The organism is Catenuloplanes sp. NPDC051500 (genome assembly GCF_044454585.1).
Lineage (GTDB): Bacteria > Actinomycetota > Actinomycetes > Mycobacteriales > Micromonosporaceae > Catenuloplanes.
Map to the genome: position 1 here is coordinate 198,822 of NZ_JBITDX010000001.1, position 22,799 is coordinate 221,620.

General features: G+C 69.6%; 21 protein-coding genes and 2 pseudogenes. 10 read left to right on the forward strand and 13 right to left on the reverse strand.

The genetic code is table 11. The features are described 5' to 3' along the window. Nucleotides 1–44: 44 nt before the first annotated feature. From sufU to ACIA8K_RS00860, 8 genes and pseudogenes are all read right to left on the reverse strand, one after another. Nucleotides 45–503, reverse strand: coding sequence for a Fe-S cluster assembly sulfur transfer protein SufU (gene sufU, locus ACIA8K_RS00825; RefSeq protein WP_396053504.1), 459 nt, complete (start codon nucleotides 501–503; stop codon nucleotides 45–47). A gap of 11 nt (nucleotides 504–514) precedes the next feature. Continuing rightward, entirely contained in the window at nucleotides 515–1,807 is a 1,293-nt protein-coding gene (locus tag ACIA8K_RS00830; RefSeq protein WP_396053506.1) for a cysteine desulfurase, read from the reverse strand. A 16-nt stretch (nucleotides 1,808–1,823) separates the two neighbouring features. Further along, the gene (sufC, locus tag ACIA8K_RS00835) at nucleotides 1,824–2,597 is read right to left on the reverse strand and encodes a Fe-S cluster assembly ATPase SufC (protein WP_396053508.1); all 774 of its coding nucleotides are present in this window, start codon (nucleotides 2,595–2,597) and stop codon (nucleotides 1,824–1,826) included. Beyond that, nucleotides 2,594–2,929 (reverse strand): non-heme iron oxygenase ferredoxin subunit, encoded by a 336-nt coding sequence (locus ACIA8K_RS00840; RefSeq protein WP_396053510.1) that lies wholly within the window; start codon nucleotides 2,927–2,929, stop codon nucleotides 2,594–2,596. Before ACIA8K_RS00840 ends, sufC begins: the two co-directional genes overlap by 4 nt. Before the next feature lie 3 nt (nucleotides 2,930–2,932). After that, nucleotides 2,933–3,832: pseudogene (gene sufD / locus ACIA8K_RS00845) on the reverse strand (Fe-S cluster assembly protein SufD); the annotation flags it as partial. A gap of 92 nt (nucleotides 3,833–3,924) precedes the next feature. Further along, nucleotides 3,925–4,063 (reverse strand): annotated as a pseudogene (locus tag ACIA8K_RS00850) (Fe-S cluster assembly protein SufD); the annotation flags it as partial. A 35-nt stretch (nucleotides 4,064–4,098) separates the two neighbouring features. Then, nucleotides 4,099–5,529 carry a Fe-S cluster assembly protein SufB gene (sufB, locus tag ACIA8K_RS00855; protein WP_396053512.1) on the reverse strand — a complete coding sequence of 477 codons (1,431 nt, stop codon included), beginning with the start codon at nucleotides 5,527–5,529 and terminating at the stop codon, nucleotides 4,099–4,101. Beyond that, nucleotides 5,526–6,290, reverse strand: a complete 765-nt coding sequence (locus ACIA8K_RS00860) for a helix-turn-helix transcriptional regulator (protein WP_396054448.1) — start codon at nucleotides 6,288–6,290, stop codon at nucleotides 5,526–5,528. The genes sufB and ACIA8K_RS00860 overlap by 4 nt, the downstream gene beginning before the upstream one ends. Before the next feature lie 151 nt (nucleotides 6,291–6,441). Here ACIA8K_RS00860 and ACIA8K_RS00865 point away from each other — a divergent pair, with 151 nt between their 5' ends. From ACIA8K_RS00865 to ACIA8K_RS00875, 3 genes are all read left to right on the forward strand, one after another. Then, the gene (locus ACIA8K_RS00865; RefSeq protein WP_396053514.1) at nucleotides 6,442–7,302 is read left to right on the forward strand and encodes a heme A synthase; all 861 of its coding nucleotides are present in this window, start codon (nucleotides 6,442–6,444) and stop codon (nucleotides 7,300–7,302) included. A 265-nt stretch (nucleotides 7,303–7,567) separates the two neighbouring features. Then, a complete protein-coding gene (locus ACIA8K_RS00870; protein WP_396053516.1) occupies nucleotides 7,568–8,485 on the forward strand; it encodes a ParA family protein in 918 nt (305 codons plus the stop codon). Next, entirely contained in the window at nucleotides 8,482–9,042 is a 561-nt protein-coding gene (locus ACIA8K_RS00875; protein ID WP_396053518.1) for a hypothetical protein, read from the forward strand. The genes ACIA8K_RS00870 and ACIA8K_RS00875 overlap by 4 nt, the downstream gene beginning before the upstream one ends. Before the next feature lie 121 nt (nucleotides 9,043–9,163). Here ACIA8K_RS00875 and ACIA8K_RS00880 read toward each other — a convergent pair whose 3' ends face one another. Next, nucleotides 9,164–9,811: a TetR/AcrR family transcriptional regulator gene (locus ACIA8K_RS00880; RefSeq protein ID WP_396053520.1), complete on the reverse strand. Its 648-nt coding sequence runs from the start codon at nucleotides 9,809–9,811 to the stop codon at nucleotides 9,164–9,166. Nucleotides 9,812–9,916: 105 nt separating this feature from the next. On the opposite strand from ACIA8K_RS00880, the gene ACIA8K_RS00885 reads away from it, so the two are divergent. Further along, complete coding sequence (locus ACIA8K_RS00885) at nucleotides 9,917–11,062, forward strand: FAD-dependent oxidoreductase (RefSeq protein WP_396053522.1); 1,146 nt, start codon at nucleotides 9,917–9,919, stop codon at nucleotides 11,060–11,062. A gap of 26 nt (nucleotides 11,063–11,088) precedes the next feature. On the opposite strand, the gene ACIA8K_RS00890 is transcribed toward ACIA8K_RS00885, so the two are convergent. The 4 genes from ACIA8K_RS00890 to ACIA8K_RS00905 all read right to left on the reverse strand — a co-directional run bounded on the left by ACIA8K_RS00890 (nucleotide 11,089) and on the right by ACIA8K_RS00905 (nucleotide 13,946). After that, nucleotides 11,089–11,223 (reverse strand): hypothetical protein, encoded by a 135-nt coding sequence (locus tag ACIA8K_RS00890; protein ID WP_396053524.1) that lies wholly within the window; start codon nucleotides 11,221–11,223, stop codon nucleotides 11,089–11,091. Nucleotides 11,224–11,449: 226 nt separating this feature from the next. Continuing rightward, nucleotides 11,450–12,376: a RimK family alpha-L-glutamate ligase gene (locus ACIA8K_RS00895; RefSeq protein ID WP_396053526.1), complete on the reverse strand. Its 927-nt coding sequence runs from the start codon at nucleotides 12,374–12,376 to the stop codon at nucleotides 11,450–11,452. Nucleotides 12,377–12,435: 59 nt separating this feature from the next. Beyond that, entirely contained in the window at nucleotides 12,436–12,762 is a 327-nt protein-coding gene (locus tag ACIA8K_RS00900; RefSeq protein ID WP_396053528.1) for a hypothetical protein, read from the reverse strand. A gap of 287 nt (nucleotides 12,763–13,049) precedes the next feature. Next, the gene (locus tag ACIA8K_RS00905; protein WP_396054450.1) at nucleotides 13,050–13,946 is read right to left on the reverse strand and encodes a heme o synthase; all 897 of its coding nucleotides are present in this window, start codon (nucleotides 13,944–13,946) and stop codon (nucleotides 13,050–13,052) included. A gap of 399 nt (nucleotides 13,947–14,345) precedes the next feature. Between ACIA8K_RS00905 and tkt the strand changes: the two genes are divergently transcribed. From tkt to pgl, 6 genes are all read left to right on the forward strand, one after another. Beyond that, on the forward strand, nucleotides 14,346–16,484 hold the full coding sequence (gene tkt / locus ACIA8K_RS00910) for a transketolase (RefSeq protein WP_396053530.1): 2,139 nt from the start codon (nucleotides 14,346–14,348) through the stop codon (nucleotides 16,482–16,484). A 32-nt stretch (nucleotides 16,485–16,516) separates the two neighbouring features. Then, nucleotides 16,517–17,653: a transaldolase gene (gene tal / locus ACIA8K_RS00915; protein ID WP_396053532.1), complete on the forward strand. Its 1,137-nt coding sequence runs from the start codon at nucleotides 16,517–16,519 to the stop codon at nucleotides 17,651–17,653. Then, nucleotides 17,653–19,314: a glucose-6-phosphate isomerase gene (locus tag ACIA8K_RS00920; RefSeq protein ID WP_396053534.1), complete on the forward strand. Its 1,662-nt coding sequence runs from the start codon at nucleotides 17,653–17,655 to the stop codon at nucleotides 19,312–19,314. Before tal ends, ACIA8K_RS00920 begins: the two co-directional genes overlap by 1 nt. A 37-nt stretch (nucleotides 19,315–19,351) precedes the next feature. Beyond that, nucleotides 19,352–20,869 (forward strand): glucose-6-phosphate dehydrogenase, encoded by a 1,518-nt coding sequence (zwf, locus tag ACIA8K_RS00925; RefSeq protein ID WP_396053536.1) that lies wholly within the window; start codon nucleotides 19,352–19,354, stop codon nucleotides 20,867–20,869. Continuing rightward, nucleotides 20,866–21,834, forward strand: coding sequence for a glucose-6-phosphate dehydrogenase assembly protein OpcA (locus ACIA8K_RS00930; RefSeq protein WP_396053538.1), 969 nt, complete (start codon nucleotides 20,866–20,868; stop codon nucleotides 21,832–21,834). The genes zwf and ACIA8K_RS00930 overlap by 4 nt, the downstream gene beginning before the upstream one ends. Before the next feature lie 145 nt (nucleotides 21,835–21,979). Continuing rightward, a complete protein-coding gene (gene pgl, locus ACIA8K_RS00935) occupies nucleotides 21,980–22,702 on the forward strand; it encodes a 6-phosphogluconolactonase (RefSeq protein WP_396053540.1) in 723 nt (240 codons plus the stop codon). Nucleotides 22,703–22,799: the final 97 nt, after the last annotated feature.

The window sequence follows — 22,799 nt, forward strand, 5'->3', positions numbered from 1 at the left end:
AGTCAGGTGAATCAGTCATCGGGGTCACCTCAGTTTTCACGAGTTCAGGCGGCGGGGGACGTCACGGCGACGCCGGCACGGGCCGCCGCGTCCTTGAACGCCATCCAGGGCAGCAGCGCGCACTTGACGCGTGCCGGGTATTTCGCGACGCCGGCGAACGCGACGCCGTCGCCGAGCAGGTCCTCGTCGGGCTCGACCGTGCCGCGGCCACCCATCAGCTCGGCGAACGCCTCGTGCACGCGGGCGGCCTCGTCGGCGCGGCGGCCGCGGAGCAGCTCGTGCAGCACGCTTGCGGACGCCTGGCTGATCGAGCAGCCCTGCCCGTCGTACGAGATGTCGGAGAGCATCCCGGCGGAGTCGACGGCGACGCGCATGGTGACCTCGTCGCCGCACGTCGGGTTCACGTGGTGCGCCTCCCCGCCGAACGGGTCGCGCAGACCGCGTCCGTGCGGGTGCTTGTAGTGGTCCAGGATGATCTCCTGGTACAGCTGGTCAAGCCGCATCGCTCCGCCCCTCAGCCGAATATTTTCCGCACCTGGTCGAGGCCGCGCACGAGGGCATCGACCTCCTCGGTGGTCGTGTATAGATAGAACGACGCACGTGTCATCGCCGGAACGCCGTACCGCGCGCATACCGGGCGGGCGCAGTGGTGACCGACGCGCACCTCGACGCCGACCGAGTCGAGCACCTGGCCGACGTCGTGCGGGTGCACGCCGTCGAGCGCGAACGAGAGCGTGCCGCCGCGGCCGACCGGCGTCTCCGGGCCGAAGATCCGAAGACCCGGAACGGCCAGGAGAGCGTCGAGCGCGTACGTCGTCAGTTCCTTCTCGTGCCAGGCGATGGCTTCCATGCCGATGCCGGAGAGGTAGTCCACGGCCGCGCCGAGTCCCACCACCTCCACGATCGGCGGCGTACCCGCCTCGAACCGGGCCGGCGGCGCCGCGAACGTGGAGCCGCTCATCGACACGGTCTCGATCATCGAGCCGCCACCGAGGAACGGGGGCATTGCGTTGAGCAGCTCGTACCGGCCCCAGAGCACGCCGACGCCGGTCGGGCCGCACATCTTGTGGCCGGTGAACGCGATGAAGTCCACGTTCAGGTCCTGGACGTCGACCGGGATGTGCGGCACGGCCTGCGAAGCGTCGAGCATGACAAGCGCGCCGACCTGCCGCGCCCGCGTGGTGATCGCGGACGTCGGGTTGATCGTGCCGAGCGTGTTGGAGACCAGCGCGTACGACACGATCCTGGTGCGCTCGTTGATCAGGTCTTCGAGCTTGTCCAGCCCGAGCCGGCCCTGATCGGTGATGGAGAACCAGCGCAGCGTCGCGCCGGTGCGCTCACAGAGCAGCTGCCACGGCACGATGTTGGAGTGGTGCTCCATCTCCGAGATGACGATCTCGTCGCCGGGCTGGAGGCGGAAGCGCGGGTCGTCGGCCCGGTCGGAGAACGAGTACGCCACCAGGTTGATCGCCTCGGTGGCGTTCTTGGTGAACACCACCTCGTCGACGCTCGGCGCGTTGATGAAGCCCGCGACCTTCGCCCGGGCCCCCTCGTACGCCTCGGTCGCCTCGGTGCCGAGCGTGTGGACCGAGCGGGACACGTTGCCGTTGTGCCGCTCCAGGTGCGCCTGCATGACCTCGAGCACCTGGCGGGGCTTCTGCGACGTGTTGCCGCTGTCCAGGTAGACCATGCGGTGACCGTTGACCTCGCGGTCGAGGATCGGGAAATCGGCGCGGACCTTCTCCACGTCGAACCGGGGCTTGTCCTCGTACTGAGGCATGCCCTGCGGAATCGCGGCGGTCGACATCAGGCTCCTTCGACGATCAGATCGCGGCCGCGCCGGCGCCGGCGGCGTACTGCTCGTAGCCCTCGGACTCCAGCTTGTCGGCCAGCTCCGAACCGCCCTCTTCGACGATCTTGCCGTTGACGAAGACGTGCACGAAGTCCGGTTTGATGTAGCGCAGGATCCGGGTGTAGTGGGTGATCAGCAGCAGGCCGGTGTCGCCGGTCTCGCGGACCCGGTTGACGCCCTCGGAGACCACCCGCAGCGCGTCCACGTCGAGGCCGGAGTCGGTCTCGTCGAGGATGGCGATCTTCGGCTTGAGCAGCTCCAGCTGGACGATCTCGTGGCGCTTCTTCTCGCCGCCGGAGAAGCCCTCGTTCACGTTGCGCTGGGCGAACGCGGGGTCCATCTGCAGCTTCTCCATGGCGCCGCGCAGCTCGCCGGCCCAGGTGCGCAGCTTCGGCGCCTCGCCGTCGATCGCGGTCTTCGCGGTGCGCAGGAAGTTCGCCACGGAGACGCCGGGGACCTCGACCGGGTACTGCATGGCGAGGAACAGGCCGGCGCGGGCCCGCTCGTCCACCGTCATCTCCAGCACGTCGACGCCGTCGAGCGTGACAGTGCCGCCGGTGATCTGGTACCGCGGGTGGCCGGCGAGCGAGTAGGCAAGCGTGGACTTGCCCGAGCCGTTGGGGCCCATGATGGCGTGCGTCTCGCCCGACCGCACGGTCAGGTCGACGCCGCGCAGGATCGGCTTGAGCTCGCCCTCGGGCAGCTTGACCGACACCTGCAGGTCGCGGATCTCCAGGGTGCTCAAAGCGTTACTCCATTACTCGGATTCAGGTCAACGTAGATGTCCCCGTCACGGATCTCGACGGGGAAGACGGCCACCGGCTCGGTGGCGGGCAGGCCGGACGGCTCGCCGGTACGCAGGTCGAAGCGCGAGCCGTGCAGCCAGCACTCGAGGGTGCAGCCGTCGACCTCGCCCTCGGAGAGCGGGATGGTGGCGTGCGAGCACTCGTCGTGGACGGCGTAGAACTCGCCGTCGTCCGCGTGCACGACCGCGAGCGGGACACCCTCTGCCTCCACTGCCATCGCCGTTCCCTTGGCGAGGTTAGCGGCGGCTGCGATCCGTACCGTGGCAGGCACTTGTCAGGCCCCTGTCCTGGCGAGCCGGGCCTCGATGGCGTCGCCGAGGCGCTCACGCAGCTCCTCGACCGGGATCTTGTGCAGGATCTCGGCGAAGAAGCCACGGACCACCAGGCGGCGGGCCTCGTCCTCCGGGATGCCCCGGGCCATCAGGTAGAACAGCTGCTCGTCGTCGAACCGGCCGGTGGTGCTGGCGTGGCCGGCGCCGGCGATCTCGCCCGTCTCGATCTCCAGGTTCGGTACCGAGTCGGCGCGGGCGCCGTCCGTGAGCACCAGGTTCCTGTTGATCTCGTACGTGTCGGTGCCCGTCGCCTCGGCCTGGATCAGCACGTCGCCGACCCAGACCGTGTGCGAGTCCGCGCCCTGCAGCGCGCCGCGGTAGCCGACGTAGCTGCGGCAGTCCGGCACGCTGTGGTCGATGAGCTGGCGGTGCTCCTGGTGCTGACCGGCGTCCGCGAAGTAGAGGCCGTAGAGCTCGGCGTCGCCGCCGCGCTCGGTGTACTCCACGCTCGTGAACTGCCGGACCAGGTCGCCGCCCAGCGTGACCTGGGTGTGCACGACACGCGCGTCCCGGCCGAGGCGGATCTTGATGTGCTGCGCCTGGACCGCGTCGGACGCCCAGTCGGCGACCGTGACCAGGTTCAGCCGGGCGCCGTCCGCGATCACGACCTCGATGTTGTCGGCGAGCGTGACCGAACCCTGCTGCCAGAGCACAAGCGAGGCCTCGGCGAACCGGCCCACGGTGATCTGGGTGCGGGCGGCGTGCAGCCCTTCGGCGCCGGTACCGGTCACCGTGACGACGGCCGGCTCCTTGATCACCGCGTCCTTGGCGATCTCGATAAGCGTGACCTCGGTGGCGGCGCCGTAGCCGAGCGCGCTGATCCGGTCGAACGGGGTGAGCACCTTCTCGGCGCTCTCCACAGTCGTCAGGGTCAGGCCCTCGACCGGCGTGCTCAGCGCGACATTGACGCCACCACTCACCGCGGAGGAGGCGGCGGCCAGCCCGCGGAGGCGCTTGAGCGGCGTGAACCGCCAGTCCTCCTCCAGGCCGGTCAGCGCCGGGAAGTCCGCGACATCGTAGGAGCGCAACGCCTGCGACTTGGTCTTCGGCGGCGCTATGGCTTCAGCAGTCATCTCGTCCTAGCTCTTGTGTTCGGGATGCGCCGGAATTAACCGACGGCGCCTTCCATCTGCAGCTCGATCAGGCGGTTGAGCTCCAGCGCGTACTCCATCGGGAGCTCCTTGGCGATCGGCTCGATGAATCCGCGCACGATCATCGCCATGGCCTCGTCCTCGGTCAGGCCGCGGCTCATCAGGTAGAAGAGCTGGTCGTCGCTGATCTTCGAGACCGTGGCCTCGTGCCCCATCGACACGTCATCCTCGCGGATGTCGACGTAGGGGTACGTGTCCGACCGGGAGATCGTGTCGACGAGCAGCGCGTCGCACTTCACGGTCGACTTCGACTGGTTCGCACCCTCGAGGACCTGGATCAGGCCGCGGTACGACGTGCGGCCGCCGCCCCGGGCGATCGACTTCGAGATGATGCTCGACGACGTGTTCGGCGCCGCGTGCACCATCTTCGCCCCGGCGTCCTGGTGCTGGCCCTCGCCTGCCATCGCGACCGAGAGCACCTCGCCCTTGGCGTGCGGGCCGGTCATGTAGACCGCCGGGTACTTCATCGTGACCTTGGAGCCGAGGTTGCCGTCGATCCACTCCATGGTCGCGCCCTCGTGGCACACGGCCCGCTTGGTGACCAGGTTGTAGACGTTGTTCGACCAGTTCTGGATGGTCGTGTAGCGCACCCGGGCGTTCTTCTTCACGATGATCTCGACGACCGCGCTGTGCAGCGAGTCGGACGAGTAGATCGGCGCGGTGCAGCCCTCGACGTAGTGCACGTACGAGCCCTCGTCCGCGATGATCAGCGTCCGCTCGAACTGGCCCATGTTCTCCGTGTTGATCCGGAAGTAGGCCTGCAGCGGAATCTCGACCTGCACGCCCTTCGGCACGTAGATGAACGAGCCGCCGGACCAGGTCGCGGTGTTCAGCGCGGCGAACTTGTTGTCACCGACCGGGATGACCGTCCCGAAGTACTCCTTGAACAGCTCCGCGTGCTCCTTGAGCGCGGAGTCGGTGTCCACGAAGATGACGCCCTGCTCCTCGAGGTCCTCACGGATCGCGTGGTAGACGACCTCGGACTCGTACTGCGCGGCGACGCCCGCGACGAGGCGCTGCTTCTCCGCCTCCGGGATGCCGAGCCGGTCGTAGGTGTTCTTGATGTCCTCGGGCAGGTCCTCCCAGCTGGAGGCCTGCTTCTCGGTGGACCGCACGAAGTACTTGATGTTGTCGAAGTCGATGCCGGTCAGGTCCGCGCCCCAGGACGGCATCGGCTTGCGGCCGAACAGGCGCAGGCCCTTCAGCCGCAGGTCGAGCATCCACTCGGGCTCGCTCTTCTTCGCGGAGATGTCGCGCACGACAGCCTCGGACAAGCCTCGCTGCGCAGCCTCGCCGGCCTTGTCGGAGTCGGCCCAGCCGTACTCGTACTTTCCGAGTGCGGCGAGGTGCTCCTCCTGGCTGATCGGCTGCACGATCTGGTCTGTCATCGATCTGTCCTCACAGTGGAGTTTCTGTTCGAGATGGTCTTTCCTGCGTGCCCGGGAGACGACGGGATATGCGTGGTGCACACCCCGTCGCCGTGGGCGATGGTGGCGAGACGCTGCACGTGGGTGCCGATCAGGCGGGAGATGACCGCCGTCTCCGCCTCGCAGAGCTGGGGGAACTCGGCGGCCACGTGCGCCACCGGGCAGTGGTGCTGACACAGCTGCCCTCCGGTGGCGATCGCGGTCGCGTTGGCAGCGTAGCCCTCGTCGGTAAGCACTGCCGCGAGCGCCTCCGCCCTGGCCAGCGGGTCGTCGCCGGCGCCCTCCATGGCCGCGCGGCAGCGCTGCTCAAGCGCGGAGACCTGCGCCTCAGCGAACTCGGCGACCGCCTGCTCGCCACTGCGCGCCGCGATGAACCGCAACGCGGCTGAGGCGATGTTGTCGTAGGCGTGCGTGCCACAGCGCAGCCGGGCCGCGTCCGTGAGCAGGAAGACCTTGGCGGGCCGGCCCCGGCCACGCGGCGCGCCCGCCGAGCGGGTGGTCACGTCGCCGTCCGCGAGCAGTGCCTCCAGATGGCGGCGGATGCCGGCCGGGCTCAGCCCGAGCGCGCGACCGACCTCGGCCGCGGTGGCGCCGCCCCGCTCCAGCAGCAACGCGGTGATCTTGTCCCGGGTGCGCCCGTCCGGCGTACCGGCGGCCGGGTCGGCCTCCGCCACGCCCACCGGCAGCAGCTCCAGGTTTTTCACTACGCCAGTGTTACGTATTTCGGGGGGCACCTGCAAACCGCCCCTCCGGTGACTCCTACCACCTGCGTGAACGGGCCCTCTACGACGCTGCGTAGGATTCGACGTCGTGAGTCAATCTTCCGTGATCACGCCGCTTCCGCCCACCACCGGTTCCGGACATATCCGAAACATGGACGGATGGTTGCGCGGGCTGGGCCTGGCGTCGATCGTCGCGAACGTCGGAATCGTCGTCACCGGCGGCGCGGTGCGTCTCACCAAGTCCGGGCTCGGCTGCCCGACCTGGCCGCGGTGCACGGACGCGTCCTACACCACCACGCCCGAGATGGGCGTGCACGGCGTGATCGAGTTCGGCAACCGGCTGCTCACGTTCGTGGTCATCGCGATCGCGGTCGCCGCACTGATCGCCGCGGTGCTCGAGCGCCCCCGGCGCCGGCCGCTTGTCGTGCTCGCGCTCGTCACGCTGATCGGGCTGCCGATGCAGGGCGTGATCGGCGGCATCACGGTGCTGACCAACCTCAACCCGTGGGTGGTCGGCCTGCACTTCCTCGGCTCGATCTTCGTGATCACCACGGCGTACCAGTTCTACCGCCGCGTCGTCGACGCCCCGCTCACCACCGCGCCGCCCGTCCTGCTGCGCCGGCTCGCCTGGGTGATCACCGGTGTCAGCCTCGCGGTCGTGGTGGTCGGCGTGATCGTCACGAACGCGGGCCCACACTCCGGCGACGGCGGCGTGAAACGCAACCACCTCGACCCGGAGCTGATCACCCAACTGCACGTGGACCTGGTCATGCTGCTGATCGGGCTGTCCGTCGCGTACTGGTTCGCCGCCCGGCTCACCGGCGCACAGACCCGGCCCGCGCTCATCCTGATCGCGGTCGAGCTGTCCCAGAGCCTGATCGGCTTCGTCCAGCACTTCACGCACCTGCCGGTCATCCTGGTCGGGCTGCACATGCTCGGCGCCTGCCTGGTCTGGATCGCCACGCTTCACGTCCTGCACAGCACCAGGACACCGGAACAGATCAAGATCTAGCTTTCCCGCTTCCGAGGGAGGCAAGAGTTCACTCCGGCTTAGGGGGCGGGGGCCGGGGCGGCAGCTGGGCCGCATGCTCCCGCGGGCCGGCGGTTCCGCCGTGGCCGGGCTTAACCCGATCGGGTGGCGTCGTTGCTTATTTCCGTGCACGTCTCACCCCTGTCGCGCTTACGACCGGAATCGCGCAATTCACGATCCGCATAGAATCTGGCCGGGTCGGTTCCTATTGCTCATCCAGGGGTTGCGTGTGCGGGTCGTTTCGGTCATGAATTACAAAGGCGGCGTCGGGAAGACCACCCTCACCGCCAATCTCGCGGCCGAGACGGCACGACTCGGATATCGCGTTCTCACAGTCGACCTGGACCCCCAGTCCAACCTGACGTTCTCGTTCTACTCGGCCGCGGACTGGCACGAGGATCTGCGCGAATCGCGCACAATCAAGTGCTGGTTCGACACCCGGCCGCCGGGCCGGGACGTGCCGCTTCGCGACCTGGTGCTGACCCCGCCGCGGGTCAACCACGTCCTTAAGAAACACCTCGGCCAGCTCGACATGATCGCCTCCCACCTGGGACTGATCGACATCGACCTGCAGCTGGCACTGGCGCTGCACGACGGCCGCGACCCCGCGCTCGGCTACCTCACGGTGCACGGCGCGCTCGGCGAGGCGCTACGTGATCCGTTCTTCCAGACCTACGATCTGGTGCTGATCGACTGCGCGCCCAATTTCGGCCTGGTCACCAAGTCGGCCATCGCGGCGAGCGACTACATCATCGTGCCCGCGAAACCCGACTATCTCTCCACGCTCGGCATCGGCTACATGGTCGGCAGCCTGCACCACCTCGTCGACGAATTCAACACGATGGCGGACCGGGCGACCGCGCTGGGATATCCGACCCGGCACGTCACTCCGGAGATCGCCGGCGCCGTATTCACGATGACCCACATCCATGACGGCAGGCCGATCAACGCACAGCGCAATCAGATCGCCCAGGTCTATGCGGAAGGCATCACCCGGGTGTTCCGGGCCACGGTCCGCAACAGCGCCCGGTACTTCGCCGAGGCCGGCGAGAGCGGCGTGCCCGCGGTCCTCCGCGGCGCCCAGTCCGACCTCCTGACCGTCGAACTCCGAGCGCTGACCGACGAGATCCTGTCCGCGCTCACCGAGAAAGGATCGCCCCGATGACCCAGTCGTCCCTGATGGGCCTGCTGCGCCTGGCCCACGGCGTGCTCGATTTCCTGATCTCGCAGCCGGAGGAGCGGGTACTCGCCTTCACCGAGGGCCGCACCCAACTGGCCTTCGTCTCCCCGATCCCCCACCAGCCCGAGCCTGCACCGGTATTCGGGGCCACTGCGCGCCCCGCACCGGAGCCCACGCCCGCGCCGATGTTCGCGCCGGTGGCCGGGGCCGGTGCGGTCCCGGCGCCGGAGCACGCCGTGCGGTCGCCGGCCGGCCCTGAGCCGCGGCCCGTAACGAAGCCGAGCCCGCCGCCGTCCCCGCAGGCCGGGATGAGCGACGAGGAGGCGGCTGCGATCGCGGAGCAGTTGCGGGCCTGCGAGACCGAGGCCGAAGGGCTGAAGCTTCTCAACCGGGTGGCGACGAACAACCCCACTCGCCGGACGATCGCGGCGGCGCTGAACATCGAGGTCACGAAGAGCATGACAAGCGACCATCTCAAGACGCTCATCCTTCGGCACGCGATCGGCGCCCGGCGCACCTTCGCCGGGCTCTCCTCCTGGTGACTCCCGGCGTCCTGGTGACCCCCGGCGTCGCGGCCTGGCGACCGCACCGTTGACCCAGCGTCGCGGCTCGGCGATCGCATCAGTTGGCCAAGCATCGCGGCCCGGCGAGCGCGCCGTTGGCCTAGCGTCGCGGCGTGGCGATGGCGCCGTTGATCAGGACGCGGTAGCCCCAGTCGAGGCGCTCCCGTCCCGTACCCCCGAGAAGCTCTTTTGAGGCTTTGGCCAGGTGCGGGTGACGGTCCGGCGCGGCGGCGGCGATCGAGGCCCGCAGCGGGTCCATCGCCTGGTCGTCGCCCGGCGGGCCATGCTCGGCCGCCGTAGCGGCGCCGCGCTGCAGGAGCAGATCCACCAGCCACGCGGCCCGGTCCAGCGGAAGGCCGCCCTCGGCGAGCAGCCCGAGCAGCCGGTCGACAAGCGCCATCGAGTGCGGGCCGGCGGGGTGGGTGAGCAGCGCGGTCCTGGCCAGCTCCGGATGCCGGAAGAGCACTCCGGTGTACGACACGAGCACCGCGACCAGCCGGTCCTCCCAGTCGCCGTCGCCGCCGGACAGGTCGGTCTCGCCAAGTACCTCGTCGAGCACCGCGGCGTGGAGATCGTCAGTGTTCCGCACGTAGACGTAGAGCGAGGCGGGGCCGGTGTCCAGTTCGGTGGCCAGCCGGCGCATGGTCACCCGCGCCAGCCCCTCCGTGCGCATCAGGCCGACCGCCAACCGCACGATGCCGTCCCTGGTCAGTGCCGGTTTCGCCGGTCGCTCCCGCCGTGAGGTCACGCCCGCGAGAGTAACGAACATGTTCGCTACAAACAAGACCGAAACGAACTTGTTCGTAACGAACATGTTCGTCATGCTGGGGTGGACACACCGAGGAGGCCTTTCATGAACCACCACCCCATCGCGATCGCCGGCGCCGGGCTGGGCGGGCTCGCGCTCGCCGCCATCCTGCACCGGCACGGCGTCGAGGCCGCGCTGTTCGACCTGGACAGCGGCCCGGACGCCCGCACCCAGGGCGGCATGCTCGACATCCACGACGACTCCGGCCAGGAGGCGCTTCGCGCGGCCGGCCTGCACGACCGATTCGTCACGCTGATCCACCGCGGCGGCCAGGAGATGCGCATCCTCGACGGCGATGCCGTCCTCCACTACGCCAGCGCCGCACCGGAGGACGAGGTGGCCGGCCGCCCGGAGATCACCCGCGGCGCACTCCGGGACCTGCTGCTCAGCGCGCTCCCACCTGGCGCCGTCCGCTGGAACAGCCGGATCACCTCCGTCCGCCCGCTCGACGACGGCCACTCCCTCGACGGCGGGCGGCACGAGGTCAGGCTCGCGGACGGGACCGTCTTCACCACCGGTCTGCTGATCGGTGCGGACGGCGCCTGGTCCCGCGTCCGGCCGCTGGTCTCCGCTGCCCGGCCGGCCTACTCCGGCATCTCGTTCATCGAGAGCACTGTCCCGGATGCTGACACACACGTCCCCGAGACCGCCGCGCTCGCCGGTCACGGCATGCTCTTCGCGCTCTCCGGCGGCAAGGGCTTCTTGGCCCACCGCGAGCCGGACGGCGCGCTCCACGCCTACGTCGCACTCCGCACCCCGCCGGGCTGGATCGACACCGCCGCGCTCGACCGGCCGTCCATCGCCGCGCTCTTCCCCGGCTGGGACGCCCGCCTGCTCGCGCTGATCACCGCCGCCGAGGGCCCGCTGATCCCCCGCCCGATCCACGCGCTGCCGATCGGGCACCGCTGGTCCCGTACACCCGGCGTCACGCTCCTCGGCGACGCCGCACACCTGATGTCACCGTTCGCCGGTGAGGGCGCCAACCTCGCCCTCCAGGACGCCGCCGAGCTGGCCGCCGCCCTCATTGCCCACCCCGCCGACGCCGAGGCGGCGCTCGCCACCTACGAGTCCGCACTCTTCCCGCGCGCCGAGGCCGCCGCCGCCCTCTCCGCCTCCAACCTCGACCTGATCTTCCACCCGGACGCGCCGCACCCCATGGTCACGCTGATGAAGAGCTTCCAGCCGGCCTGACCGGTATGGGAATCCTGACCCGATCACTAGGCGGTCCGGTAGGCGTGGATGACGGTCTGGACGACCGAGTTGCCTGCCGTGTCGGTGGCGGTGGCGCGCAGGGAGACGAAGCCCGGGCCGGCCGGGTGGTCGAGCGTGACCGTGCGCGCCTCGGCGGCCACCGCGGGCGCCGGATCAGCGTTGTCACGGCCTCGGCTGCGGGCGCCTGGCGAAGGGCGCCGACAAGCACGGCGAGGATCAGCGGCGGGAAGCGCTCATTCATCGACAACAACATATGAACGCAGGCAAAATCAACATTCACCGACATCAATCTCAGGGGGTACGCCGAGCGCGCTCTCGCCGTACCCCCGAGGATCGTGATGCCCCTAAAGGAGGAAATAGGTTTCCCTAACGGGTGATGTGGGCCGAAACCGCTGCGGCGAACCGGGTCGCCGCGTCCTGGTCATATCCGAAGAAAAGGGATGGCTCGGTCAGCTCCAGCTCGACCACGACCGGATCGCCGCCGGGCCCGGGTAGCAGGTCCACGCGCGCGTAGAGCAGCCGCTCCTCACCACCGGGAATCGCGGCCAGCGCACGCTCCGCCACCGCCCGCTGCGCGTCCGTCGCCACCCGCGGGTCGATCTGCTCCTGCCTGTAGAGCCCTTCCATGCCGGTGTCCGGGCCGGTCAGCATGGCCCCCTTGCGGATCGCGTGGCTGTACGCGAGCCGCCCGGTCGCCGGATCCGTGAAGTAGAGCAGCGCGGTCTCGCCGTCCGTGTCCACGGCGGACAGGTAGGGCTGCACCATCGCCAGCCGCGCGGCCGCGAGCAGCCGCTCCACGTGCAGCTCGGCCAGTTCCCGCTGCTCCGGGTCGGCGCAGTCGTAACGGCCCGCGTCCACGCTGCCGGCGCCGATCGCGGGCTTGACCACCCACTCCCCGGCCTCGGGCGCCGTCCACACGTCGCCCCCGCCGATCCATTGCGTCTCGGTGACCGGTACACCGGCCGCGGCAAGCTCGCGCAGGTAGGTCTTCTCCGTGTTCCAGACGACCACGTCGGCCGGGTTGAGCAGGCGCGGGAGGGAGCCGGCCCAGGCCAGGAAGTCGGCGCGGCGAAGCGTGTAGTCCCACGGCGAGCGGAGCAGCACCAGGTCGTAGGCGGTCCAGTCGGCGTCCGGGTCGGTCCAGACGACCGGCTCCGCGGCGATGCCGGCGGTGGCGAGCGGCGCGAGAATCAGCCGGTCGTCCAGCTCCAGGTCGGGGAAGGCCTCAGCGGTTACGACAGCGACCCGGGGCTGGGCCCGGGTCGCGGTGTCGTCGAAGGGAAGGGTTGTCACGTCATGATCGTGCGGGAGGGTGGTGCGGCCCGGTATTCCGGGGTCCTGCGCGGGAGCCCCTAGCGAGCCATCATGCGGCGGCCCATGGACCGCCAGAGGTCGTTGCTGGGCCGCATCTGCTCCATCAGCTCGCGCTCCCACTCGTTCTCCACCTCGACGCCGGCGGTCTCACAGGCCTGCCGGGCCGTCTTGGTGTCGGAGGCGAACTGGTCGGCCCACTCACCGTCGTCACCGACGAGAACGATGCGGGCGCCGCGCTTACCGACGTATTCGACGACCGCCTTCGCGCCACCGTGCCCTGCGGCGAAAGAGCGGATGCTTCCGGCCAGACCGGCCGGCTGCGACTTCTCGTCGATCGTCAGTGTCGTATCGGAACCTTCTGCCATGGACGAAGCGTAGGCAGACAGAACATGAAACACAGGGGTTACCTAGGTGTTTTGTGATGCCTCTTACCCGACGTTTAACCTATTCGATTATCCGTTTTCGCCCGATTTTTCTTATAAAAAAGGGACAAAATTTGCGGACGAATGGGACTTAACGGAATGCTCCGGCGGGGTAATCCGTCTCAGCGATCATTTTCGGGCGTTCACGGCCAAGTCGGTCCGTAAGGGACGGGCAGGCATCGACCGATCGGAGGAAGAACCAATGGTCAGACGGGGTGGAACGCCCGTTCTCAGACCAGCGCGTCGATCGCCACGGTGAGGAAGACGATCGTCAGGTACGTAGTGGACCAGTGGAACAGCCGCATCGGCTTGACCGGCTGCCCCGTGGACGCGCGGCGGGCCAGCAGGTGCGCCTCAAGCACGAACATCAGGCCGACGATCGTGGACGGCACGCCGTAGATCCAGCTCAGGCCGAACGGCCAGGCCGCCAGCGAGGAGATCAGCGTCAGCCAGGCGAACCCGACGATCTCCAGGTTGACCCGCTTGACCGAGGCCACCACCGGCAGCATCGGGATGCCGGCCCGCGCGTAGTCGTCCTTGTACTTGATGGCGAGCGCGTAGAAGTGCGGCATCTGCCAGAAGAAGACCACCGCGAACAGCGCCCAGGCGACAGGCGACAGCGAGCCGGTGACCGCGGCCCAGCCGATCAGCACCGGGGTGGAGCCGCAGATGCCGCCCCAGAACGTGTTCGCCGAGGTGGTGCGCTTCAGCCAGAGCGTGTAGACGAGGTCGTAGTAGACGATCGAGCCCAGCGTCATCGCCGTGGCCAGCCAGTTCGTCGTCAGCGCCATGATCACGACGCTCAGCGCGGAGAGCGTGAGGCCGAAGTAGAGCGCGTTGCGCGGCGAAACGGTGTGGGCCGGCAGCGGGCGCCGCTTGGTGCGCCGCATGAGCTGGTCGATGTCGCGGTCGATGTAGCAGTTCAACGCGCTGGCGCCGCCCGCGGCGAGCGAGCCGCCGACCAGAACCGCCGCCATCAGCCAGAGTGACGGCAGCCCGTTTGCGGCAAGCATCATCGTGGGTACGGTCGTGACGAGAAGAAGTTCCACGATGCGCGGCTTGGTAAGCGCCACGTACGACTTGATCACGTCACGGGCACGGGGCCTGGCCGCCGGAGGACGCTTCACCGACCGGGACTTCGGCGCGCCGGCCTTGGGCGCGGCGGGAAGAACCGGTTGTTCGGTGAGTGCACTCACGGATTGTCACCTTCCGGCATCGGCGATGTGGAGACCCTCGGCGCCGGCCACCCGTGGGAGGACGCGCGCCGCCGGCAGCGTCGATCGAGGCAGTACCCGCCAAGGTCACCGCGCCACGCGACAGCCTATCCGCCCCCGAAATGCCGCCCCGCCAGACCCGTCGGGGATGCACGGCGTCACATCAGCGCACACGGTTGATCATGCGTGTGTCCGCTCACAGCTTAGGTTGTTAGCGCGTTCCCCGGGCGCATGTTCAACAGCGCTCGCTAGGGTCGAATACTGGAGTCGTTGAAATCTCATCGCCGGTCATACCCGAGGAGCACACTAATCGTGGCTGCCACCCATTCCGAGGACAGCGCCCTGAGCTGGTCCGATCTCGACCGTAAGGCGGTCGACACCGTCCGCGTACTGGCCATGGACGCCGTGGAGAAGTCCGGCAACGGTCACCCCGGCACCGCCATGAGCCTGGCGCCCGCGGCCTACCTGCTCTTCAACAAGGTCATGAGGCACAACCCCACCAACTCGGCGTGGCCGGGCCGCGACCGGTTCGTGCTGTCCGCCGGCCACTCCAGCCTCACCCTCTACATCCAGCTCTACCTCTCGGGGTACGGGCTGGGCCTCGACGACCTCAAGTCGTTGCGGCAGTGGGGCTCGCTCACCCCCGGACACCCGGAGGTCGGGCACACCGACGGCGTCGAGACCACCACCGGCCCGCTGGGTCAGGGCATCGGCAACGCGGTCGGCTTCGCGATCGCGGCCCGCCGTGAGCGTGGCCTGTTCGACCCGGAGAGCCCGGACGGTGAGTCGCTCTTCGACCACAACGTCTGGGCGATCGCCTCCGACGGCGACATCGAGGAGGGCATCAGCCACGAGGCCAGCGCGATCGCCGGTCACCAGAAGCTTGGCAACCTCACGCTGATCTGGGATGACAACGAGATCTCGATCGAGGACGACACCAAGATCGCGAAGTCCGAGGACGTGGCGGCGCGGTACGAGGCGTACGGCTGGCACGTGCAGGTCGTCGACTGGCGCAAGTCCTTCGACGAGGGCGGCGACTACGCCGAGGACGTCGAGGCGCTGCACGCGGCACTTGTCGCGGCGAAGGCCACCACCGACAAGCCGTCGTTCATCGCGCTGCGCACCGTGATCGGCTTCCCCGCGCCGAAGAAGCGGAACACCGGCAAGATCCACGGCTCCGCGCTCGGCAAGGACGAGGTCGCCGCCACGAAGACCATCATGGGCTTCGACCCGGCGCAGGACTTCCAGGTGGACGAGAAGGTCCTCCAGCACGCCCGCGAGGTCGTCGAGCGCGGCCGCGCCGCCGAGGCCGCCTGGCAGGAGAAGTACGACGCGTGGGCCGCCGCCAACCCGGAGCGCAAGGCGCTGTGGGACCGGATGGCCAAGCGTGAACTGCCGGCCGGCTGGGACGCCGCGCTGCCGGTCTGGGAGGCCGACGCGAAGGGCGTCGCCACCCGCGCCGCCTCCGGCAAGGTGCTCAACGCGCTCGCGCCGGTGCTGCCGGAGCTGTGGGGCGGTTCCGCCGACCTCGCCGAGTCGAACAACACCACCATGGAGGGCGAGCCGTCCTTCATCCCCGAGGAGTACGCCACCAAGGCATTCCCCGGTCACAAGTACGGCCGCACGCTGCACTTCGGCATCCGTGAGCACGGCATGGGCGCGATCATGAACGGCATCGCGCTGCACGGCGGCACCCGCGTCTACGGCGGCACGTTCGCCGTGTTCAGCGACTACATGCGCCCGTCGGTGCGGCTTGCCGCGCTGATGAAGCTGCCTGTCACCTACGTGTGGACGCACGACTCGATCGGCCTCGGTGAGGACGGCCCGACCCACCAGCCGGTCGAGCACCTGACCGCGCTGCGCGCCATCCCCAACCTCGACGTGGTCCGCCCCGCGGACGCGAACGAGACGGCCCAGGCGTGGAAGGCCGCGCTGGAGCGGACCAACCGGCCGACCGCGCTGATCCTCTCCCGGCAGAACCTGCCGACCGTGGACCGTTCCACGCACGCCTCCGCGGAGAACACCGCAAAGGGCGCGTACACGCTCATCGACGCGGCCAACGGCCAGCCGTCGGTGATCCTGCTGGCGTCCGGCTCCGAGGTGCAGATCGCGCTGGCCGCGCGGGAGCGCCTGGAGGCGGAGGGCACCCCCACCCGCGTCGTGTCGGTGCCGTGCCAGGAGTGGTTCGAGGACCAGGACCAGTCGTACCGTGAGTCGGTGCTGCCGTCCTCGGTCAAGGCCCGGGTCAGCGTCGAGGCGGGCATCGCGATGTCCTGGCGTCACCTGATCGGCGACGCCGGCGAGTCGGTGAGCATCGAGCACTACGGAGCCTCCGCGCCGTACACGGTGCTGTTCGAGCAGTTCGGTTTCACAGCCGACAACGTGGTGGCCAAGGCGCACGCCTCGCTCACCAAGGTCGGCGTCATCACCGGTTCCAAGACGGGTAACTGAACTACTCAAGACTGAGTGAGGGTGTGATTCCCATGACCGATCGGCTCAAGGAACTCTCCGATGCCGGCGTGGCGGTGTGGCTCGACGACCTGTCGCGCGTCCGCCTCGCTACCGGCACGCTTGACAAGCTCCGCACGGAGAAGCACGTGGTGGGTGTGACCACCAACCCGACCATCTTCGCGAAGGCCCTCTCCGACGCGGACGCCTACGACGAGCAGCTGCGTGAGCTCGCCGACCGTGACGTCACAGTGGAGGAGGCGACCCGCGCGCTGACCACGTACGACGTCCGCTGGGCGGCCGACGTGATGAAGCCGGCGTACGACGCCTCCGCGGGCCAGGACGGCCGCGTCTCCATCGAGGTCGACCCGCGCCTGGCGCACGAGACCTCGAAGACGGTCGCCGAGGCCAAGGCGCTCTGGTGGCTCGTCGACCGGGAGAACGTGCTCATCAAGATCCCGGCGACGCTGGCCGGCCTGCCGGCGATCACGGCGACGCTCGCCGCGGGCATCAGCGTGAACGTCACGCTGATCTTCTCGCTGGACCGCTACGGCAAGGTGATCGACGCGTTCCTGGACGGTCTGGAGCAGGCGAAGGCGAACGGCCACGACCTGACCAAGATCGCCTCGGTCGCGTCGTTCTTCGTGTCCCGGGTGGACAGCGAGATCGACAAGCGGCTCGACAAGATCGGCTCCGACGAGGCCAAGGCGCTGAAGGGCAAGGCGGCGGTCGCCAACGCCCAGCTGGCGTACAAGCTCTACGAGGAGAAGTTCGGCGGCGAGCGGTGGGCGGCCCTTAAGTCGGCCGGCGCGCACCCGCAGCGTCCGCTCTGGGCGTCCACCGGCACCAAGAGCGCCGAGCTCAAGGACACCATCTACGTCGAGGAGCTGATCGCGCCCGGCACCGTCAACACGATGCCGGAGTCGGTCATCAAGGCCTTCGACGACCACGGTGAGACCCGTGGCGACACCGTCACCGGTCAGTACGCGACCGCCCAGAAGGTCTTCGACGACCTGGCCGCCGTCGGGATCGACTTCGACGACGTGGTGAAGGTGCTGGAGTCCGAGGGCGTCGACAAGTTCGAGGTGTCCTGGGGCGAGCTGCTTGAGGGCCTGACCAAGTCCCTCGCCGCGGCGAAGGCCGGCGCGCAGAACCCGAGCGACGCCGCCTGATGTCCGACCTGCTCAGTGGTGGCGCCGAGGCGGCGGCCGGGTTGGCCGTCCACGGCGCTCGTGCCATCGACGAGCAGTCACCGGCGTCCACCCGGCGGGCGCTGGTCTCCGACGGTGTGCCCGGCCTGCTGGCCCGCAAGGACCCCACGCTCTGGGGTCCTGAGGCGGAGCCGGCGGCCGGGGCACACCTCGGCTGGCTCGACACGTTCCACAGGTCCCGCGAGCTGCTCCCCCAGCTCGCGGAGCTGACAGCGGAACTCGCCGATCTGGACCACGTGGTCCTGTGCGGCATGGGCGGGTCGTCCCTCGCCCCGGAGGCGATCGCCCGCACGCTCGGGCGGCCGCTCACCGTGCTCGACACCACAGACGCCGGCCAGATCCGGGCCGCGCTCGGCGACCGGCTGGACACCACAGTGGTGGTCGTCGCAAGCAAGTCCGGCGGCACGATCGAGACCGATGCGCAGCGCCGGGCGTACCACCAGGCGTTCCTTGATCTGGGTCGCACCCCCGAGGAGGCCGGCCGGCACTTCGTGATCGTCACCGATCCGGGCTCGCCACTCGTCGAGGCCGGGCTGGAGATGGGCGCGTTCGTCATCGTGGCGGACCCGACGGTCGGCGGGCGGTTCGCGGCGCTGTCCGCGTTCGGCCTGGTGCCGGCCGCGCTGGCCGGGGTGGACGTGGCCGAGCTGCTTGATCAGGCGGAGGAGTTCGCCGCCTCGCTCGGCGGCGACGACGACAATCCCGCGCTGGCCCTGGGCGCCGCGCTCGGCGGTGCCGCCACCGCGGGCTACACCTCGGTGGCGCTTGTGCCGGACGGCAGCGGGCTGGACGGGCTCGGCGACTGGGCGGAGCAACTGCTCGCCGAGTCGCTTGGCAAGGACGGCATGGGACTGCTTCCGGTGGTGGTCGAGTCGCCGGCCGCGCCCGGTGCGACCGGGCCCGGCGTGCTGACCGTGGCCTACGGCGGCTCGCTCGGCGCGGGCGCGGTGCCGGGTGGCGGCGCCGACGCGCACCTGGCGGTCAACGGGCCGCTCGGCGCGCAGTTCCTGGCCTGGGAGTTCGCGACCGCGATCGCGGCGCGTGTCCTGGGTGTGGACCCGTTCAGCCAGCCGGATGTGGCGTCGGCGAAGTCACACACCCTTCGCATTCTTGACGATGCCCCAGACGACGATGCCCCGGACAACGATGCCCCAGACGATGATGCCCGAGCTGACGAGGCGCCGGCCGCCTCGGACGGCGCCATCGAGGTCTACGGAGCGGCGTCGGTGGCCGACGCGCTCCGGACCGTCCTGGACTCGGGCGACTATCTTGCGGTCATGGCCTACCTGGACCGGCACGCGGATCACGCGATCGCCGATCTCAGGTCCATTTTGGCGGATAAGTCCGGCAAGCCGGTCACGTTCGGCTGGGGGCCGCGTCTGCTTCACTCGGCCGGCCAGTTCCACAAGGGCGGGCCGGCAGTCGGCGCGTTCCTGCAGATCACCGGCGTGGTCGCGGAGGATCTGGACGTTCCCGGCCGCCCCTACACGTTCGGCCGGCTGCAGGCCGCGCAGGCCGCCGGCGACCGTGCCGCGCTCGCCGCGCGTCCGGTCATCCGCCTGCATCTCACCGACCGCTCGGCCGGAATCAATCAACTCGTAACGGCCGCGCAGGCACTGTAACCCTGCTCTGCCTGGCAAAAACTGGGAGGATGGCGGCGTGAGAAATCCGCTGCGCGACCCGCAGGATCGCCGGCTGCCAAGAATTCCGGAGCCCTGTGCTCTGGTCATCTTCGGAGTGACCGGCGACCTGTCCCGTAAGAAGCTGATCCCCGCGGTGTACGACCTGGCCAACCGTGGCCTGCTCCCGCCCGGTTTCGTGGTGCTCGGCTTCGCCCGCCGCGACTGGGGCGACGGAGACTTCGAGTCGCTGGCGTACGAAGCGGCCAAGAAGGGCGCCCGCACCCCCTGGCGGGAGGACGTCTGGGCCCGGCTGGCCGACAACATCAAGTTCGTGGCCGGCTCGTTCGACGACGACGCCGCGTTCGACACGCTCGCCTCCTCGCTTGACGAGTTGCGCGCCTCGCACGGCATCGCCGGCAACGCCGCGTTCTACTTCTCGATCCCGCCGGTCGCGTTTCCCGTCGTGCTCAAGCAGCTGGCCCGCACCGGCATGGCCGACAACGAGTCGTCAGGCGGCTGGCGGCGGGTGGTCGTGGAGAAGCCGTTCGGCTACGACATGGCGACCGCCAAGGAGCTCAACCGGCTCGTCGACTCCGTCTTCACCGCCGACGACGTGTTCCGCATCGACCACTACCTCGGCAAGGAGACCGTCCAGAACATCCTGGCGCTCCGCTTCGCGAACTCGCTGTTCGAGCCGGTGTGGAACTCGAAGTACGTCGACCACGTGCAGATCACCATGGCCGAGGACGTCGGCATCGGCACCCGCGCCGGGTTCTACGACGGCGCCGGCGCCGCCCGTGACGTGCTGCAGAACCACCTGCTCCAACTCCTGGCGATGTTCGCGATGGAGGAGCCGACAAGCTTCGACCCGTCCGAGATCCGCGCCGAGAAGCTGAAGGTGCTCAAGGCCGTCAGCGTCCCGAAGGACATCGAGGCGGACACGGTTCGCGGGCAGTACCTTCCGGGCTGGGTCGCGGGCGAGCGCGCGGTCGGCTACCTGGAGGAGAAGAACATCCCGGCCGAGTCGACAACCGAGACGTACGTCGCGGTCAAGCTCGCCATCCAGAACCGCCGCTGGGCCGGCGTCCCGTTCTACGTGCGCTGCGGCAAGCGGCTGCCCCGCCGGGTCACCGAGATCGCGATCGTCTTCAAGAAGGCGCCGCACCTGCCGTTCGACCCGGCCGACGTGGAGATGCTCGGCCACAACCAGCTGGTCGTGCGCGTGCAGCCGGACGAGGGCATGGTGCTCAAGTTCGGCTCCAAGGTGCCCGGCACCACGATGGAGGTCCGCGACATCGCGATGGACTTCCAGTACGGCGAGGCGTTCACCGAGAGCAGCCCGGAAGCGTACGAGCGGCTGGTCCTGGACGTGCTCGTCGGCGACCGGACACTCTTCCCGGATGCGGCAGAGGTCGAGCAGAGCTGGGCGGTGATCGACCCGCTCGAGGAGGTCTGGGCGGGCACGACGCCGGAACCGTACCGGGCTGGCGAGTGGGGACCCCGCGCCGCCGACGAGCTGCTGGCCCGCGAGGGCCGTACCTGGAGGCGGGCATGATCGGCCTGTGGGACACGACCGGCAACGAGGTCGTCAAGGCGCTCGCCGCCGAGCGCCGGAGCGCGGGCGGTGTGGCAAGTGGCCTGGCGCTCACGCTTATCGCTGTGGTGGACGAGAAGCGCGTCCGGGAGGCGGAGGCGGCGGCGACGATCGCCGCGGCCGCCCACCCCTGCCGGCTGCTGATCGTCGTCCGCTCCGATGTGGAGAGCCAGCGCAGCCGGCTGGACGCGGAGATCGTGGTCGGCGGCCGGCTCGGCCCGGCCGAGGCCGCGGTGCTGCGGATGTACGGCCGGCTCGCGCTGCACGCCGAGTCGGTGGTGATGCCGCTGCTGGCCCCGGACGTGCCGGTGGTCACCTGGTGGCACAGCGAGCCGCCCGCTCAGATCGCCAACGACTTCCTCGGCGTCGTCGCGGACCGGCGGATCACCGACTCCGCCCAGGCGCCGGACCCGGTCGAGGCGCTGCGCGAGCGGGCACGGGACTACGCACCCGGCGACACCGACCTCACCTGGACCCGGATCACGCTCTGGCGCACGCTTGTGGCAAGCGCGTTCGACACCACCATGGAACAGGTCGTCGGCGCCACGATCGTCGCGCCGGAGAAGGACCCGACCGCCGCGCTGATGGGCGGCTGGCTCGGCGCACGGCTCGGCATCACGCCGGTCCTCGAGTCGACGGACGAGTTCCCGCGCATGCGGTCGGTCGAGCTGCAGTGTGCCAACGGCGACTGCATCAAGGTCACCCGCGACGAGAACACCGCGCTGTTCAGCCGTACCGGCCAGGCAGACCGTGAAATGCCGCTTGTCCGCCGCCCGGTCGGCGACGAACTCGCGGAGGAGCTGCGCCGCCTCGACCCGGACCAGGTCTACTCGTCCGCGCTCGGCTCGCTCGCCGGCATGCCGCACCTGGAGAGCCGGGCCGCACAGCGCGTGCACGTCTGGAAAGACCCGGCAGTCGTTCGCTAGTGCTTCCTCAGGGGGTTCGCTCGCGCTTCATCGCGGGCGAACCCCTTTTTTCACGATCATCAGGGGGTACGGGAGGAGCTCCATCCGCCCGGCCGTGCCCCCGCCGCCCACAGTCCCATCCCGACCAGCATGCGAGGTCCCCGCGATGACAGAACCCACAGTGATCGTCCACGCTGACGCGGACATCCAGACCCAGGCCGTCGCCGCCCGCCTGATCGTGAAGATCATCGACGCGCAGGCCGCCCGCGGCACCGCCGACGTGGTCCTCACCGGCGGCCGCGGCGCCGCAAAGATCTACCGCGCGATCGCGTCCTCGCCGGCCGCCACCGCAATCGACTGGTCCCGCGTCGACCTCTGGTGGGGCGACGAGCGCTTCCTTCCCCTCGGCGACAAGGACCGCAACGAGACCCAGGCCCGCGAGGCCCTGCTCGACGCGCTCCCCCTCGACCCGAAGCGCATCCACCCGATGCCCCCGTCCGACGGCCCCGACGGCCCCGACGCGTCGGCCGCCGCCGCCCGGTACGCCGCCGAGTGGACCGCCGCCGCCCCGCACATCGACGTGGTGCTGCTCGGCGTCGGCGAGGACGGCCACGTCGCCTCCCTCTTCCCCGGCCACCCCGGCCTGACCGAGACCGGTGTGGCCGCCGGCGTCCAGGACAGCCCGAAGCCGCCACCCACCCGCGTCACGCTCACCCTCCCCACAATCAACGCCGCCGACGAGGTCTGGCTGATCGTCACCGGCGCGGACAAGGCCGACCCGGTCGCGGCGGCACTCAGCGGCGGCTCGGACCTGCCGTGCGCCCGGGTGGGAGGCACGTCCCGCACGCTGTGGCTGCTCGACAAGGCTGCCGCCGCCGGAATCAGGTAGCTTCCGGCCCCGACCTTCCGGGCCGGCCCCTTCCTGACCGCACCGCTCCGGCCTGCGCTGTTCCGGGCCGCGCCGTTCCGGGCCGCACTATTCCGGG

Coding starts and splice junctions, on each gene's coding strand:
- ACIA8K_RS00865 (WP_396053514.1), top strand. CDS start 6,442: ATGGACGGATGGTTGCGCGGGCTGGGCCTGGCGTCGATCGTCGCGAAC.
- tal (WP_396053532.1), top strand. CDS start 16,517: ATGACCGATCGGCTCAAGGAACTCTCCGATGCCGGCGTGGCGGTGTGG.
- ACIA8K_RS00920 (WP_396053534.1), top strand. CDS start 17,653: ATGTCCGACCTGCTCAGTGGTGGCGCCGAGGCGGCGGCCGGGTTGGCC.
- ACIA8K_RS00930 (WP_396053538.1), top strand. CDS start 20,866: ATGATCGGCCTGTGGGACACGACCGGCAACGAGGTCGTCAAGGCGCTC.
- pgl (WP_396053540.1), top strand. CDS start 21,980: ATGACAGAACCCACAGTGATCGTCCACGCTGACGCGGACATCCAGACC.
- ACIA8K_RS00875 (WP_396053518.1), top strand. CDS start 8,482: ATGACCCAGTCGTCCCTGATGGGCCTGCTGCGCCTGGCCCACGGCGTG.
- ACIA8K_RS00900 (WP_396053528.1), bottom strand. CDS start 12,762: ATGGCAGAAGGTTCCGATACGACACTGACGATCGACGAGAAGTCGCAG.
- sufB (WP_396053512.1), bottom strand. CDS start 5,529: ATGACAGACCAGATCGTGCAGCCGATCAGCCAGGAGGAGCACCTCGCC.
- sufU (WP_396053504.1), bottom strand. CDS start 503: ATGCGGCTTGACCAGCTGTACCAGGAGATCATCCTGGACCACTACAAG.
- ACIA8K_RS00870 (WP_396053516.1), top strand. CDS start 7,568: ATGAATTACAAAGGCGGCGTCGGGAAGACCACCCTCACCGCCAATCTC.
- ACIA8K_RS00885 (WP_396053522.1), top strand. CDS start 9,917: ATGAACCACCACCCCATCGCGATCGCCGGCGCCGGGCTGGGCGGGCTC.
- ACIA8K_RS00830 (WP_396053506.1), bottom strand. CDS start 1,807: ATGTCGACCGCCGCGATTCCGCAGGGCATGCCTCAGTACGAGGACAAG.